Source organism: Sphingosinithalassobacter sp. LHW66-3 (genome assembly GCF_050703275.1).
In the GTDB taxonomy this organism is placed as follows: Bacteria; Pseudomonadota; Alphaproteobacteria; order Sphingomonadales; family Sphingomonadaceae; genus Sphingomonas.
The window spans coordinates 2,092,482-2,106,331 of sequence record NZ_CP193482.1; the positions used below are offsets into that span (position 1 = coordinate 2,092,482).

At 65.9% G+C, this 13,850-nt stretch carries 19 protein-coding genes; 14 read left to right on the plus strand and 5 right to left on the minus strand.

Translation table 11 applies throughout. The features are described 5' to 3' along the window. Positions 1-2: 2 nt before the first annotated feature. Complete coding sequence (locus tag ACQ450_RS10235; RefSeq protein ID WP_431469196.1) at positions 3-458, minus strand: CopD family protein; 456 nt, start codon at positions 456-458, stop codon at positions 3-5. Continuing rightward, positions 455-1,516 carry a uroporphyrinogen decarboxylase gene (gene hemE, locus ACQ450_RS10240; RefSeq protein WP_431469197.1) on the minus strand — a complete coding sequence of 354 codons (1,062 nt, stop codon included), beginning with the start codon at positions 1,514-1,516 and terminating at the stop codon, positions 455-457. The genes ACQ450_RS10235 and hemE overlap by 4 nt, the downstream gene beginning before the upstream one ends. 289 nt (positions 1,517-1,805) lie before the next feature. On the opposite strand from hemE, the gene ACQ450_RS10245 reads away from it, so the two are divergent. The 11 genes from ACQ450_RS10245 to ACQ450_RS10295 all read left to right on the plus strand — a co-directional run bounded on the left by ACQ450_RS10245 (position 1,806) and on the right by ACQ450_RS10295 (position 8,660). Next, positions 1,806-2,627 (plus strand): pyruvate, water dikinase regulatory protein, encoded by an 822-nt coding sequence (locus ACQ450_RS10245; RefSeq protein ID WP_188053335.1) that lies wholly within the window; start codon positions 1,806-1,808, stop codon positions 2,625-2,627. Between the two features lie 38 nt (positions 2,628-2,665). After that, on the plus strand, positions 2,666-3,220 hold the full coding sequence (locus ACQ450_RS10250; protein WP_431471206.1) for a Maf family protein: 555 nt from the start codon (positions 2,666-2,668) through the stop codon (positions 3,218-3,220). A 14-nt stretch (positions 3,221-3,234) separates the two neighbouring features. After that, a complete protein-coding gene (locus tag ACQ450_RS10255) occupies positions 3,235-4,041 on the plus strand; it encodes a shikimate dehydrogenase family protein (protein ID WP_431471207.1) in 807 nt (268 codons plus the stop codon). Continuing rightward, a complete protein-coding gene (gene coaE / locus ACQ450_RS10260; protein ID WP_431469198.1) occupies positions 4,038-4,631 on the plus strand; it encodes a dephospho-CoA kinase in 594 nt (197 codons plus the stop codon). The genes ACQ450_RS10255 and coaE overlap by 4 nt, the downstream gene beginning before the upstream one ends. A gap of 7 nt (positions 4,632-4,638) precedes the next feature. Continuing rightward, the gene (gene dnaQ / locus ACQ450_RS10265) at positions 4,639-5,331 is read left to right on the plus strand and encodes a DNA polymerase III subunit epsilon (RefSeq protein ID WP_431469199.1); all 693 of its coding nucleotides are present in this window, start codon (positions 4,639-4,641) and stop codon (positions 5,329-5,331) included. Positions 5,332-5,387: 56 nt separating this feature from the next. Beyond that, a complete protein-coding gene (gene hpf, locus ACQ450_RS10270) occupies positions 5,388-5,969 on the plus strand; it encodes a ribosome hibernation-promoting factor, HPF/YfiA family (RefSeq protein WP_188053343.1) in 582 nt (193 codons plus the stop codon). 37 nt (positions 5,970-6,006) lie between these two features. Next, a complete protein-coding gene (locus ACQ450_RS10275) occupies positions 6,007-6,474 on the plus strand; it encodes a PTS sugar transporter subunit IIA (protein ID WP_188053345.1) in 468 nt (155 codons plus the stop codon). Continuing rightward, positions 6,461-6,943, plus strand: coding sequence for a PaaI family thioesterase (locus ACQ450_RS10280; RefSeq protein ID WP_431469200.1), 483 nt, complete (start codon positions 6,461-6,463; stop codon positions 6,941-6,943). Before ACQ450_RS10275 ends, ACQ450_RS10280 begins: the two co-directional genes overlap by 14 nt. Next, positions 6,940-7,281 (plus strand): DUF1491 family protein, encoded by a 342-nt coding sequence (locus ACQ450_RS10285; RefSeq protein ID WP_188053349.1) that lies wholly within the window; start codon positions 6,940-6,942, stop codon positions 7,279-7,281. The genes ACQ450_RS10280 and ACQ450_RS10285 overlap by 4 nt, the downstream gene beginning before the upstream one ends. Positions 7,282-7,496: 215 nt before the next feature. Continuing rightward, the gene (locus tag ACQ450_RS10290; RefSeq protein ID WP_431469201.1) at positions 7,497-8,102 is read left to right on the plus strand and encodes a cell wall hydrolase; all 606 of its coding nucleotides are present in this window, start codon (positions 7,497-7,499) and stop codon (positions 8,100-8,102) included. A 60-nt stretch (positions 8,103-8,162) separates the two neighbouring features. Beyond that, positions 8,163-8,660, plus strand: coding sequence for an MmcB family DNA repair protein (locus ACQ450_RS10295; protein WP_431469202.1), 498 nt, complete (start codon positions 8,163-8,165; stop codon positions 8,658-8,660). A gap of 19 nt (positions 8,661-8,679) precedes the next feature. Here ACQ450_RS10295 and ACQ450_RS10300 read toward each other — a convergent pair whose 3' ends face one another. Then, positions 8,680-9,288 (minus strand): ankyrin repeat domain-containing protein, encoded by a 609-nt coding sequence (locus ACQ450_RS10300; protein WP_431469203.1) that lies wholly within the window; start codon positions 9,286-9,288, stop codon positions 8,680-8,682. Positions 9,289-9,357: 69 nt separating this feature from the next. On the opposite strand from ACQ450_RS10300, the gene ACQ450_RS10305 reads away from it, so the two are divergent. From ACQ450_RS10305 to ACQ450_RS10315, 3 genes are read left to right on the plus strand one after another with little or no spacing between them, the layout of a single operon-like run. Continuing rightward, entirely contained in the window at positions 9,358-9,951 is a 594-nt protein-coding gene (locus ACQ450_RS10305) for an SCO family protein (protein ID WP_431469204.1), read from the plus strand. Continuing rightward, on the plus strand, positions 9,948-10,382 hold the full coding sequence (locus tag ACQ450_RS10310) for a YcgN family cysteine cluster protein (RefSeq protein WP_431469205.1): 435 nt from the start codon (positions 9,948-9,950) through the stop codon (positions 10,380-10,382). The genes ACQ450_RS10305 and ACQ450_RS10310 overlap by 4 nt, the downstream gene beginning before the upstream one ends. A 38-nt stretch (positions 10,383-10,420) precedes the next feature. After that, positions 10,421-11,050 carry a M48 family metallopeptidase gene (locus tag ACQ450_RS10315; protein ID WP_431469206.1) on the plus strand — a complete coding sequence of 210 codons (630 nt, stop codon included), beginning with the start codon at positions 10,421-10,423 and terminating at the stop codon, positions 11,048-11,050. Here the strand turns inward: ACQ450_RS10315 and ACQ450_RS10320 are convergent. Together ACQ450_RS10320 and msrB are read right to left on the minus strand one after the other, a co-directional pair. After that, a complete protein-coding gene (locus ACQ450_RS10320) occupies positions 11,041-13,275 on the minus strand; it encodes a transglycosylase domain-containing protein (RefSeq protein ID WP_431469207.1) in 2,235 nt (744 codons plus the stop codon). The genes ACQ450_RS10315 and ACQ450_RS10320 overlap by 10 nt on opposite strands. Before the next feature lie 30 nt (positions 13,276-13,305). Next, positions 13,306-13,743, minus strand: a complete 438-nt coding sequence (gene msrB / locus ACQ450_RS10325; RefSeq protein ID WP_431469208.1) for a peptide-methionine (R)-S-oxide reductase MsrB — start codon at positions 13,741-13,743, stop codon at positions 13,306-13,308. Between the last annotated feature and the right edge of the window lie 107 nt (positions 13,744-13,850).

Below are 13,850 nucleotides of genomic sequence, written 5' to 3' on the forward strand. Positions count from 1 at the left end.
TGTCAGAAGGGTTTCACCACCGCCAGGATAACGATCAGCACCACCGCCAGCGCGGGCAGTTCGTTGAGCATCCGCAGCGTGCGGTCCTGAAGATGACCGGCGCCGCGCGCGAGCTTCTTCGAATAGCCGACCGCCCAGCCATGGAAGCCGGTGAGCAGCACGACCAGCAGCAGCTTGGCATGTAGCCAGCCGAGCCCGTCCGCGCCTTCGAACAGGCCCCAGTGAACCGCCAGGACGATGCCGATTGCCCAAACCGCGATCACCGACGGAGTGAGAATTACTGCGCGGAGCTTGGCTTCGCGCTGGGCCCAGGCGGCCGCTTCCTCCGGCTGCGCCAACGCCGCCTGGTGATGCACCAGATAGCGGGGAAAGAGGAACAGCCCCGCCATCCAGAAGATCACGAAGATGATGTGGGCGGCTTTCACCCACAGATAGGCGCCACCCAGAAACCCTGTCATCGCCGCTCTCCCCGTACCAGTTCCAGCACCTGCTCGACATGTGCGATCGGCGTATCCTGCTGAATGCCGTGCCCAAGATTGAAGATATGCGGCCGCGAGGAAAAGGCGGCAAGGATGCGCTCGGCCGCCGTGCGCAGCGCGGAGCCGCCCGTCACCAACGCAAGCGGATCGAGATTCCCCTGCACCGGCAGCCCCGGCGGCAAGGCGGCGTCCGCCCATTGCGGATCGACGCTCTCATCGAGGCCGATCGCATCTACTCCCGTCTCGCGCGCATAGGCGGCCAGCTTGCCGCCGGCCCCTTTCGGAAAACCGATCACCGGCATGTTCGGCGCGCGATCGCGAAGCGCAGTGACGATCCGCGACGTCGGCGCGATTACCCATTGTTCGAACTGGCCGGGCGAAAGGCTGCCGGACCAGCTGTCGAACAACTGGACCGCTTCGACGCCGGCGGAAATCTGCCCGAGAAGATAATCGATCGTAGTCTCGACAATCCTGTCGATCAGCGCCGCGACAAGTCCGGAATCGCCATAGGCGAGACGCCGCGCCTCCGCCTGCTCGCGGCTTCCCTGGCCTGCGATCATATAGGTCGCGACGGTCCAGGGGCTTCCTGCAAACCCAAGGAACGTCACTTCCGGTGGCAGCTCTGCCGCGACGCGGCGAACCGTCTCATAGATCGGATCGAGCGCCCGCGCGTCGGCGGTGAACCCGTCGAGAACCGATCGTGCCGTAATTGGCGGTGCGAGGCGCGGACCTTCGCCTGCTTCGAACCAGAGACGCTGGCCGAGCGCCATCGGCACGATCAGGATATCGGAGAACAGGATCGCGCCGTCGAACCCGAACCGACGGATCGGCTGCAGAGTCACTTCTGCCGCAGCCGTGCTGTCGTTCACCAGCTCCAGGAAGCCGCCCTTCTCGGAACGCAAGGCACGATACTCGGGCAGATACCGCCCGGCCTGACGCATCAGCCAGACGGGAGGCACCGGCTGGCGGGTGCCGCGAAGCGTCGCGAGCAAGGGCTTGGCAGTGTCGGTCTCAGTCAGAGCTCGGTCTTCCTTCATTAAAAGAGAAAGAGAATCTTAGAGATTGTTGAAGGTAGTTGGGGCGTGGAAGCTGTGGCTTATGCGCTTGCCCGCACACTGCCAACAGCTTGACTCTATGCGCAGCATGCGGCGCTCCGGATTCGACGGCCTGATCCCCGGTTTCCACAGCCTGTGGAGGAACGGACCCGGTTGCGTATGAGTCTGTGGATGACGCGCGGCGGAATCGTCGCATTCGGCACGCTTGGTTCATCCCTCGCGTTGCGCTAGCGGTTGTGCGCATGTTTTCCACAGTTCGATCCCGCTCCTGATGCGCCTGCATCTCCATCTGCTTTCCGACTCCACCGGCGAGACACTGGAGAATATCGCCAAGGCCGCGCTTGCCCAGTTCGATGACGTGGAGACTCTCCGGCATTTCTGGCCGATGGTGCGCTCCGAGGCACATCTCGAGCGGATTCTTCAGGAGATCGCCCAGAATCCGGGCATTGTGCTGTTCACTCTGGTCAACAGCGAGACGCGACGCACGCTCGAAAGCCGATGCCGGGCAATGGGCTTGCCGGCGATCGCGCCGCTCGATCCGGTGAGCCATGCGCTTTCCAATCTGCTCGGCCAGGAAGCCAAGGCGCGCCCCGGGCGCCAGCATATGCTCGATGCGGCTTATTTCGAACGCGTCGAGGCGATTCAGTTCACGATCGCGCATGATGACGGAATCGGCGCTGAAGACTGGGAAGAAGCGGATATCGTGCTGGTTGGGGTTTCGCGTTCGTCGAAGACGCCGACCTCGATCTATCTCGCCAACCGCGGATTCCGCGTCGCCAATATCCCGGTGGTGGTCGAATCGCCTCCGCCGCCCGAGCTGTTCGCACTGAAGCGTCCGATGATCGTCGGTTTGACGACCGGCGCCGACCGGCTGGTGCAGATCCGCCGGAACCGCTTGCTTTCGCTCAACCAGCAGATCGAAACCGATTATGTCGCGCGCGATTCCGTGGCGCGTGAAATCGCCTTTGCGCGCCGCATGTTCGCCGACAATGGCTGGCCGGTGATCGACGTGACGCGCCGGTCGATCGAAGAAACGGCGGCTGCGATCATCACTCTGTGCAACGAGCGCAACTTGACGGAACGCGACGCGTGACCCTGATCCTGGCATCGCAGAGCACTGCCCGACGAGCGATGCTCGAAGCAGCCGGTGTCCCGCATGAAGCACTGGCCGCACAAGTGGACGAGGAAAGCGCGAAAGCATCGCTCACGGCCGAAGGAATCGGTGCGCGCGACCTGGCCGATGCCCTTGCCGAGCTGAAGGCACGTAAGGTCTCGACGCACAATCCCCGGGCATTGGTGTTGGGATGCGATTCGGTCGTGGCGCTCGACGATGGCACGCTGCTGGACAAGCCGACGAGCCGCGAGGACGCCGCCGAGCAGCTGCGCAGCCTGTCGGGTCGGACGCACAGCCTCCATAGCGCCGCCGTGATATGCGAGGCAGGCCGGGCGGTGTGGCGGCATGTCGAGGTTGCAAAGATGCACGTCCGCACGCTCAGCGATGCATTCATTGACTCCTATCTCGTGGCCGAATGGCCGGCGATCTCGGGGTGCGTCGGCTGCTACCGGCTCGAAGGAAGGGGGGCGCAGCTGTTTCTGCGCGTCCAGGGCAGCCATTTCACGGTGCTCGGGCTGCCGCTGCTGCCGTTGCTCGATTATCTGCGCGTTCGGGAGGTGCTGCCGTCGTGAGTTCGATTGCCGGAATGCCCTATGCCGAAGTGATCGGCGATCCGATCGCGCATTCGAAATCGCCCCTGATCCATCGCTTCTGGCTCGACGCGATGGGAATCGCGGGGGAGTATCGCGCCGAGCGGGTATCGGCAGACGGCCTGAAGGCATATTTCGAGTCGCGACGCGAAGATGATGACTGGTGCGGCTGCAACATCACCATCCCGCACAAGGAAACAGCGCTCGACCATGTCGAGGATCGCGGGGACGTGCGCGGCTCGATCGGCGCGATCAACTGCGTCCTGCGCGCCGAGGATGGAGCGTTGATCGGCACCAATACCGATGCGGCCGGCTTCTATGCTCCTATCTCCGGGCTTCCTCTCGACGGAGCGCATGCCGCGGTGATCGGCGCGGGGGGCGCGGCGCGGGCGGTCCTCTTTGCGCTGTCGCAAGTCGGGATCGGTCGAGTCACGCTGTTCAACCGCAATGCGCTCAAGGCAGCGGGGCTGCTTGCCACCTTCGGGATCAAGGGGGATGCAGTACCGCTCGATGCGCCGCTGCCACCGGTCGATCTGCTGGTGAATGCGAGCCCGCTGGGCATGGCTGGCCAGCCGCCGCTCGACCTTGATCTCGCGCCGCTCCCCCAGGACGCGCTCGTGTACGACCTCGTCTATGCGCCGCTCGAAACTCCTCTGCTGGCGCGCGCGCGGGCGCGGGAGATCGATACGATCGACGGACTCGAGATGCTGATCGGCCAGGCTGCTCTGGCGTTCGAGCTGTTTTTCGGCGTCCAGCCGCCGCGCGATCGCGACGACGAACTCCGCGCGCTGTTGCTGCGATGATCGTGCTGGGGCTCACCGGATCGATCGGCATGGGCAAATCGACGGTCGCGCAGATGTTCGCCGACGAAGGTATCCCCGTGTTCGATGCCGATGCAGTGGTGCACCGGCTCCAGGGGCCGGGGGGCCAACTGGTCGCGGAGATCGAGGCGGCGTTCCCCGATACGACCGGCGACGCAGGGGTGAATCGCACGGCCTTGGGCGAAGCGGTGTTCGGCGATCCCGCCGCGCTCGCCCGGCTGGAGGCGCTGGTGCACCCCGCCGTCGCCGCCGAGCGAGAGAGGTTTCTGGCTGCAAACAGCGATGCGCCGCTCGTGCTGCTGGATATTCCGCTTCTCTTCGAGAGTGGTGGCTGGCGGCAGGTCGACAGGATCGCGGTGGTGTCGGCGCCTGCCGAGGTGCAGCGTGCCCGCGTGCTGGCCCGGCCGGGCATGACCGAGGACCGATTCGAAGCCATCCGCGCGAAACAGCTTCCGGACGCGGAAAAGCGCGCGCGCGCCGACTTCGTCATTCCGACGGGTGGATCCCTCGATGCGACGCGAGCGGCGTTGCGTGAGGTGATCGCTTGCCTCACCGGCGCGCCCGAGGAATAAGCAAGCCATGCGCGAAATCGTGTTTGATACCGAAACGACGGGACTGAGCTTTCCGGGCGGCGACCGGCTGGTCGAGATCGGCTGTGTCGAGCTGGTCAATCGCGTGCCCACCGGGCGCAGCTTCCACGCCTATCTGAACCCCGAGCGACGCATGCCGGCCGAGGCGTTCGCCGTGCACGGCCTTTCCGACGTGTTCCTGTCCGACAAGCCGCTGTTTCCTGATATTTGCGAGAAACTGCTCGAGTTCCTCGGGGATTGCCCGCTGGTCGCGCATAATGCGAGCTTCGACTTCGGGTTTCTGAACGGCGAACTCGGCCGGTGCGGGCGCCCTCAGGTGCACGGCGACCGGATGGTCGATACGCTGACGATCGCTCGCGTTCGGCACCCTGGGGCGAAGCACACGTTGGACGCACTGTGCACGCGCTATGGCATCGATTTGAGCCAGCGCACGGTGCACGGCGCGCTGCTCGACGCCCAGCTGCTGGCGCAGGTCTATGTCGAGCTGACGGGCGGGCGTCAGATCACTCTGGGTCTCGTCGAGGACGCGCCCGTGATGCCCGAAACGCCGCGCGAGGCGCCTTCGCGGGTGCATGTGCGCCCGGCGCGGCCATTCGCCGCCACGCGCGCAGAGCTAGAGCGGCATGCCGCCTTCGTCGCGACGCTGGAATCGCCGCTGTGGCACGCGGCGGCCTCCAGTTGACGCTCCCCGGGCGGGTGCCTAGGTGCACGCCCTAAACAGCGTTTGGAGAGTATGTCATGGATATCCGCGTTTCGGGCCATCAGGTCGATACGGGAGACGCCTTGCGGGCTCATGTGGACGACCGCCTCCAGGGTATCGCCGACAAATATTTCTCGCGCGCGATTTCGGCCCAGGTCACTTTCGGCAAGGGGCCGCACGACAATGGCTTCACCTGCGACATCGTCGCCCATGTGATGCAGGGGCTGGTGCTCAAGGGGAGCAACAGCGGCATGGATGCGCATGGCGCGTTCGACGGCGCGGCCGACAAGATCGAAAAGCAGCTGCGCCGCTACATGCGGCGGCTCAAGGACCGGAACAACAGCCAGCAGATCGCGGCGATCGAAAGCGCCGCCGTCGACAATGCGGGCTATACAGTGTTCGGCAGTGCCGAAGAGGAAGAAGCATCCGATGCGCCGCCGATCGTCGCGGAGACGCGAGTCGACGTGCCGGATGCGAGCGTGTCCGACGCAGTGATGATGCTCGATCTTCGCAATACCAATGCGCTTCTCTTCCGCAACAGCGTTAGCGGCGCCTACAATATGGTGTATCGGCGCGACGACGGCACGATCGGCTGGGTGGAGCCAAATCGCACGTCCTGACCCGATTCTGCCGCGCCTCCGGCAATCTGGAACTCGAATGACCGATCTCAGCGATTTGCTCCTGCCCGAGGCCGTCGTCGCGGGCCTGACCGTCGGCAGCAAGAAGACACTGTTCCATCAGCTCGGAGTGATCGCGAGCAGTGCCTATGCCGTCGATTCAGAGCAGGTGACTCGTGCGATCTCCGCACGGGAGCGACTTGGATCAACCGGCTTCGGCGGTGGGATCGCCATTCCGCACGGCAAGCTCGAAGGGCTGCGGCGCGTGGTGGGCGTTTTCGCTCGACTGGAACAGCCGATCGACTTCGCGGCAGTCGACGATCTGCCGGTCGATCTGGTGTTTCTGCTGCTGTCGCCGGTGGGAGCGGGTGCCGCGCATCTCAAGGCGCTGGCGCGAGTCTCGCGCCAGATGCGCGACCGCGCCTTCACTGACAAGCTTCGCGGTGCAGGCTCCACCGATGCCCTTTTCGCACTGCTGTCGGCCGTGGAGTCCCGTGACGCTGCCTGATTCCGCTCCGCCCGCCGTCGTGGGCGCCGAGGCGCATTTTCGCGCGCTCGAATCGCTCTACGCTGCCGCGCCGATCAACCGACTGTTCGAATCCGAGCTCGAGATCTCAGCGAGCGGCTTCGCGCGAATTCTCTTCACCATCGACAGCCGGTTCTTTCACGCCGGCGGCGCCGCGCATGGCACCAGCTATTTCAAGATGCTCGACGATGCGGCCTTCTACGCCGCCAACAGCCTCGTGACCGATCGGTTTCTGCTGACCACCGCGTTCAATCTGCTGTTCACTCGGCCGCTGCGGGAGGGGCCGGTGGTTGCCGAAGGACGTTGGGTAAGCGGGCAGCGGCGCGTGTTCGTCGCGGAGGCGCGACTCGTCGATTCGAGCGGCGAGGAAGCGGCACGCGGTACGGGCACCTTCATGCGGTCCCGGATTCCGCTCGCTACTCTGCCGGGCTATCGCAAGGATGCGGCGTGAGCGACCGGCCCGCCAGCGGCGTGCTGGTGAGCGCACTGATCCGCCGAGTGCATTCCGAAGGAGGCGCTGCCGCAGTGCTCGCCCGCGGCGACGCCCAGGCGGGCGGAATCCTTATCCTGGCGCTGGAACGCGGCGCGAATCCGAGCTTCTACGAGCGTGGCCTGGGACCGCAAGGAAGGGCGGTTCTGCTCGAATCCGGCCCTTCGGATCTGGCGCAGGAAGCCGATGCCACGGCCTATTGGCAGCGGCGGCGCGCGCGCGATCCGGATCTATGGGTTATTGAGCTGGATATCGCAGCGGCGGAACGGTTCGCCGCTGAAACGATCCTTTTCGATTGACTTTGGTGCACTGCGGAAGGATTAGCGCGCCTCGTTAAGATCGCGTTGTGCCTGTCGAGGTGTGAAATCGGCCGGTTACGCAGTCGGGGGGGAACCCGGCAGTCCCTGATTTTGAAAAGGGACTGAGCCGCGTACTCACCGCATTCACACGAAGATAGATGAAGCTCACGTTTCGCGCTGCGGCAATCGCGGCTGTGACTTTTTGTGCTGGCGCAGTGGCAAGCGCCACGACGCCGGGGTTCGCGTTCGAACTCCAGGACGCGGCCCTCCAACAGTTCAACCCTCAGGAACTCGAAACGGTTCCCCCGCCGCCCGCTGCGGCGGTTCCGCTTCCCGCGATCGGCAATATCCAGACCGGCGACTCGCCTGTCGTCGCCGACGCCTCCGAGGAAGATGCGATCGATGCGGAGTTCGCTTCGCTCTCCGAGGCCGTCGATGCGCAGAACACCGCTGCCGCGGCCGATCGGGAACTCCGCTGCCTTGCGACCGGCGTTTACTACGAGTCGAAGGGCGAGCCGCTGGCCGGCCAGCTGGCGGTGGCCAATGTGATCCTCAATCGCGCAGCCTCCGGCCGCTATCCGCGCTCGGTCTGCTCGGTGCTCACGCAGCGTGGCCAGTTCTCCTTCGTTCGGGGCGGTCGCCTGCCGACGCCGCCGAACGACCGCGCATGGCGGCGCGCGCTGGCCGTGGCGCAGGTCGCTGAGCGCGACCTGTGGGAAAGCCCCGTGCCCGAAGCGCTGTTCTTCCACGCCAATTATGTCTCGCCGAACTGGGGCCGCCCGCGCGTGGCCGCCATCGGCAACCATATCTTCTATCGTTGATCGAAGCGGGGGAAGGGGCCGCCCTTCCCCCCGTTCGTGAAACGTTCTAGCGCCCGGCGCATGCGCCAGGAGCCGCTCCCGACCGCCGGCAGATCGGATTCGCCGCTTCCTCTCCAAGCCGGAGACGTGGCGCGCGGAGTCTGCCGGATGCTGCTTCGCCACGACTGCGTGGCGATGGCCGAGGTGTCGCTGAGCGACGGGCGTCGCGCCGACCTGATGGCGCTCGATTCGCGTGGCACCATCGTCATCGTCGAGATCAAAGTGTCACGCGCGGACTTGCTCGGCGACTCGAAATGGACCGATTACCTCGCGCATTGCGACCGCTTCTTCTGGGCGGTGCCCGCGGGATTCGATCATAGTCCGCTCGCGCAGCCAAGCTTCCTTCCAGAGCGCACCGGCATCATCGTGGCGGACAGATATGACGCGGCGATCCTGCGCGAGGCGCAGAGCGCGCCAATGGCGCCAGCGACTCGGCGCAAATGCACGCTTGCCTTCGCTCGACGGGCAGGCCGGCGCCTGCTCCACCTGGTCGATCCCGAAGTCGAGCCGCCGGTCTGAGCGGCTCACGGGCCCGCAGTCAGCGCAGCGTCGGCCCGGAAACATTCGCCCGCTCGATGCGCGGCGCTGCTTCGAGGAGGTTGCGGATCGACTGCGACCGAACGTCGCGCGCGGCATATTCGCGCGCGGAAAGTCCGGCGAGAAGATCGGGACGGTCCGGGTCGGCACCGGCATCCAGCAACGTGCGGACGAGCTGGTAATCCTCGCGCTGCACCGCGACGATCAACGGCGTCTCCCCACGGGTGTTGGCCAGATTCACGTCCGCGCCCTTTGCGATCAGTGCCTCGATTCCCTCCAGCCAGCGCAGATTGGCCGAGAGCATCATCGGCGAATTGCCGTCGCTGTCGCGAATGTCGGGGTTGGCGCCGCGCTGAAGCAGGAAGCGAAGGTATGTGAGATCCTTGCGCTTGGCGACGATGTGCAGCGCGGCCTCGCCCGTCGTTTGGTCACGCGCGTTCACGATCCGCTGACCCGGAGTGTTGAGGAAGTTCATCACCTCCGTGCCGTCGGCATCGCGAATCGCCTTCAGGAACTTGTAGCCGTCGGAGAAATTCTGCGCCGCTGCGGGGGTGGCGACGAATGCGAGTGCGACGGCTGCTGCGGCGACGCGCACGAGCTTGCGGAACATGACGGAAAGCGACCTCTTGCCTGGGAACCCTTGTAAATCGAAGCCTATCAGATCATTTCCAGCGATACCATGAACAGGATCGCCACTTCGCTCGCCCTGCTGCTCACCGCCGCCGCGCTCTCGGCCTGCGGCAATGGCGGAGAGCCCATGCGGCCGCCGCTCGCCGGTGCCGCGATCGGGGGCCCGTTCGCGCTCACCGACCAGCAGGGGCGGGCGGTGCGCGACAGCGACTTCGCCGGCAAGTACCGGATCGTCTATTTCGGCTACACCATGTGCCCCGACGTGTGCCCCGTCGACGTGCAGAACATCGCCGCCGGGCTGCGGGCATTCGAGGCCGCGAACCCGGAGCGCGGCGCCCGGGTTGCGCCGATCTTCATCACCGTCGATCCCGAGCGCGATACGCCCGAGGTGCTGGCGGAATTCACGTCCGCCTTCCATCCGCGTCTCGTGGGATTGACCGGAAGCCAAGAGGCGATCGCGGAAGTCGCCCAGGAATATGCGATCTGGCACGAGAAGCAGCAGTCGCCGGGGAACGACGCCTATCTCGTCAACCACAGCCGCCAGGCCTATCTCATGGGACCCCAAGGCGATCCGATCGCGCTGCTGCACGCCGACGAGTCGCCGGAGGCCGTGGCGGAAGGCCTCGATCGCTGGGTCCAGTGAGCGGCCGCTTCTGGGAAGACGTGCCGCTCGATCGGCTCGACCGGGCGCAGTGGGAAGCATTGTGTGACGGATGCGGCAAATGCTGCGTCCACAAGCTGGAAGACGAAGATACGGGCGAGCTGCTGCCAACCAATGTCGCCTGTCGGTTGCTCGATCGGTCGAGCGGGCGATGCAGCGACTATCGGCACCGCCATGCCTTCGTCAGCGAATGCGTGCGGCTGACGGCAAGGAGCGTGCGGACGATCGATTGGCTCCCTGCAACCTGCGCCTATCGCCTGCGCGCAGCGGGGGAGCAGCTTCCCGAGTGGCACTATCTCGTCTGCGGTGATCCCGAAGCAGTGCACCGCGCAGGCGAATCGACGCGCGGCTGGACCGTATCGGAAGACGATGCGGGCGATTTCGAGCACCATCTCGTCGAACGGGCACTGTGAACGACATCGAAGTTGTTCGTCATCCGCGCGCACGCCGAATGAAGCTTTCCTTCGATCCGGCGAGCGGCCAGGCACGCTTGACGCTGCCGCCGCGCGTGGCGTTGCGCCACGGCCTCGATTGGGCGGAGGAGAAGCGCGGCTGGATCGAGGCCCAGCGTGCGCGGCTGGCGCCGGCACTGCCGTTCGTGCCGGGCGCGCGGATTCCGTTCGGCGACGCCGAACTCGAAATCGTCGCCCTCGATGCGCGCGCGCGCACGCCCCGGCGCGAAGGCAACCGGCTGCTGTGCGGCGGACCGGCGGAAGGGCTGGACAAGCGAGTCGAGCGCTGGCTGCGGAGCGAGGCGCTGGCGCTGCTGCGCTCCGAAACGAGCGAACTCGCCGCGCTTGCCGGAGTCACCGTCTCCCGAGTGGCGATCGGCGATCCGCGGTCGCGGTGGGGGAGCTGCGCTTCGTCCGGCGCGATCCGCTACAGCTGGCGGCTGGTGCTTGCACCCGATTTCGTACGCCGAGCGACAGTGGCCCATGAAGTGGCGCATCGCGTCCACATGAATCACGGACCCGCCTTTCATGCACTCACCGCAACGCTGCTCGGATGCGATCCGGCGCCGGCGCGGGCGTGGCTGCGCGCCCATGGCCCCCGGTTACACCGGATCGGCCGCTATTCCTGAGCGATGGTCGGGATCGGCGGCGGAGTGCGCGCGGGCTCGCGCTGGCGGTCGCGCGGATCGCCAATGCCGGCGGAAGGGCCGCCCCCTGCAGGCGGCGGCGCGCGATCGGAAGGCGGCGTGAGCGAGGGTTGCCGGGCTTGCGGTTGAGGCTGGGGCTGGGGCGGTAGCGGCTGCTGCTGGGCAGGCACCTCATCCTGAGGCGTGCGGCCAAGTACCCGGTCCATCCAGTCCTGGTCGAGCCGGCCTTCGCCTTCCGCCGGATCGGCAGGCATATCGCCCTCGGGAAGCGGCGCGCCCGAATCGATCGGATTGCCATATTCATCTACGAAGAGGCCGTTGTCCGGCCCCTCATAATAGGCGTCGGCTTCAGGCTCGAGCTGCCATTCGGGAAGTGTCACTTCGGTCGCGAATTCCTCCACCGGCCGGCCGGCAACCGCGGGTCGCATGAAGGCCGCGAATGCCCGGGCGGGAGCAGTGCCGCCGCCCAGACCCGGAACGGCGCGCGCATCGTCGCGCCCCATCCAGACGCCCGTGGTGAGGCCGCTCGAAAAGCCCAGGAACCAGCCATCCTTGTTGGCCGTGGTGGTGCCGGTTTTTCCGGCGACCGGCCGGCCGATCTGCGCCGCGCGTCCCGTGCCGGTATTCACCGCCGTCTGCAGAAGGTCGATCATCTGCGCGGCGACATAAGGCGCCACCAGCACGCGCGATCGATCGACCTGATGGGTATAGATCGTCTCGCCGTTCGCAGTGACTCGCGTGATGCCATAGGGCGTGACCGCGACTCCGTTCTGGCTGACAGCCGCGAAGGCGCGAGTCATGTCGATCAGCCGCACGTTCGATGTGCCGAGCACCATCGCCGGCTGCGTGTTGATCTCAGTCGTTACGCCGAAGCGGCGCGCCATGTCGGCGACGGTCCCGAAGCCGACTTCGGCACCAAGCTTGGCGGCGACCGTGTTGACCGAATAGGCGAACGCCGTGCGCAGCGACATCTCGCCCGAAAAGCGGCCGGAACTGTTGCGCGGCTGCCATCCGTTGATGTCGATCCGCTCGTCGGTGACCAGATCGTCGGGGCGATAGCCCGCCTCCAGCGCCGCGAGATAGACAAACAGCTTGAAGGCCGATCCCGGCTGGCGCTCGGCCTGGGTCGCCCGATTGTAGATCGACGAGACATAATCCTTGCCGCCCACCATCGCGCGTACCGCGCCGTCGCGGTCCAGCGAGACGAGCGCACCCTGCACCCCTGCCGGCGCATTGTCGCGGATCGCCGCGTCGGCTGCGCGCTGCATCGCGGGGTCGAGCGTGGTCCAGACTTCCAGCGGGGCTTCGGTTTCGTCGATCAGCACTTCCAGCTGCGGCAGCGCCCAATCGGTGAAGTAGCGCACGCTGTTCTGGCGCGGCTCCGGCGCCAGTTCGACCTCCTCTGGATCCGTGGCGGCGGCCTGCGCCGGAGTGATCGTGCCGGTCTCGACCATCAGGCGCAGCACCGTGCTGGCGCGGTCCACCGCCGCCTGAGCGTCGGCAGTGGGCGAATAGCGCGAAGGTGCCTTCACCAGCCCGGCGATGACTGCGGCCTCGGCCAGCGAGAGCTCGGTCGCGTCATGCCCGAAGAAGCGGCGGCTGGCGGCGTCGATGCCGTAGGCGCCGCCGCCGAAATACACCTTGTTCAGATAAAGCTCGAGGATCTGGTCCTTGCTGAACTTGCGCTCCATCGCCAGCGCCAGCACCATCTCGCGCAGCTTGCGGCCGACATCATATTTGTTCGACAGGAAGATCGTACGCGCCACCTGCTGGGTGATGGTCGATGCGCCCTGAAGGCGACGCCCCGTGTTGCGATTGTCGATCGCGAACTTGGCGATTCGCGCCAGCGCAACCGGATCGACGCCGGGATGCGAATAATATCGCCGGTCCTCGACCGCGACCATCGCATCGCGCATCACTTCGGGGATATCGTCGTGCTCGATCCACTCCCCATAGCTGGGCCCGAGGGAGACCAGGACCGATCCGTCCGAGGCGCGGACGCGGATCATCTGCCCGTTCGGAGACGATTTCAGCTCATGAAAGCTCGGCAGCGACGCGCGCGTCGAATAGACGGCGATCAGCAGCGCCACCGCGCCCAGCAGCGCCAGTGCCGCGCCGACACCGATCGTCCACAGGAAAATGCGCTTCCAGGGCAGGCCCAGGAACGAATGCCAGGCATGACTGGCCTGTTGCGAAAAACTGCTCACGCCTTGACCGGCTCTTCCCGCTCTTTCCGCCTAGGAGACGGCGGATTGGCTGCCGCTAGCAGCACTGTCGTTGCCTGAGCGTGAACGGAAGTCGAGCGCAACCGAATTCATGCAGTAGCGCAGCCCCGTCGGCGGCGGGCCATCCGGAAAGACATGGCCGAGATGGCCATCGCAGCGGGCGCAGCGCACTTCGGTGCGGACCATGCCGTGCGTCACGTCGCGATGCTCGTCGACCGCGTCGGGCCTCATCGGTTGCGTGAAGCTGGGCCAGCCCGATCCCGAATCATATTTGTCGGCGCTGTCGAACAGCGGATTGGCGCAGCCGGCGCAGCGATAGATTCCATCGGCCTTGTTGTCGTTGTAGCGGCCCGAAAAGGGCACCTCGGTCCCGGCCTGACGCAGGACGTGAAACTGGTCCGGGCTGAGCTTCCTGCGCCATTCGGATTCGGAAAGATTGATCTGTTCCATGCCCCTGATGTGTGCGCGCGGCACACGCGCGTCAATCGCGCAGCGCGCGATTCGCGACGAGCCGGGCGGGTCGGTGCTTGCGCCGCCCGCCAATGCGCCTAAGCGCT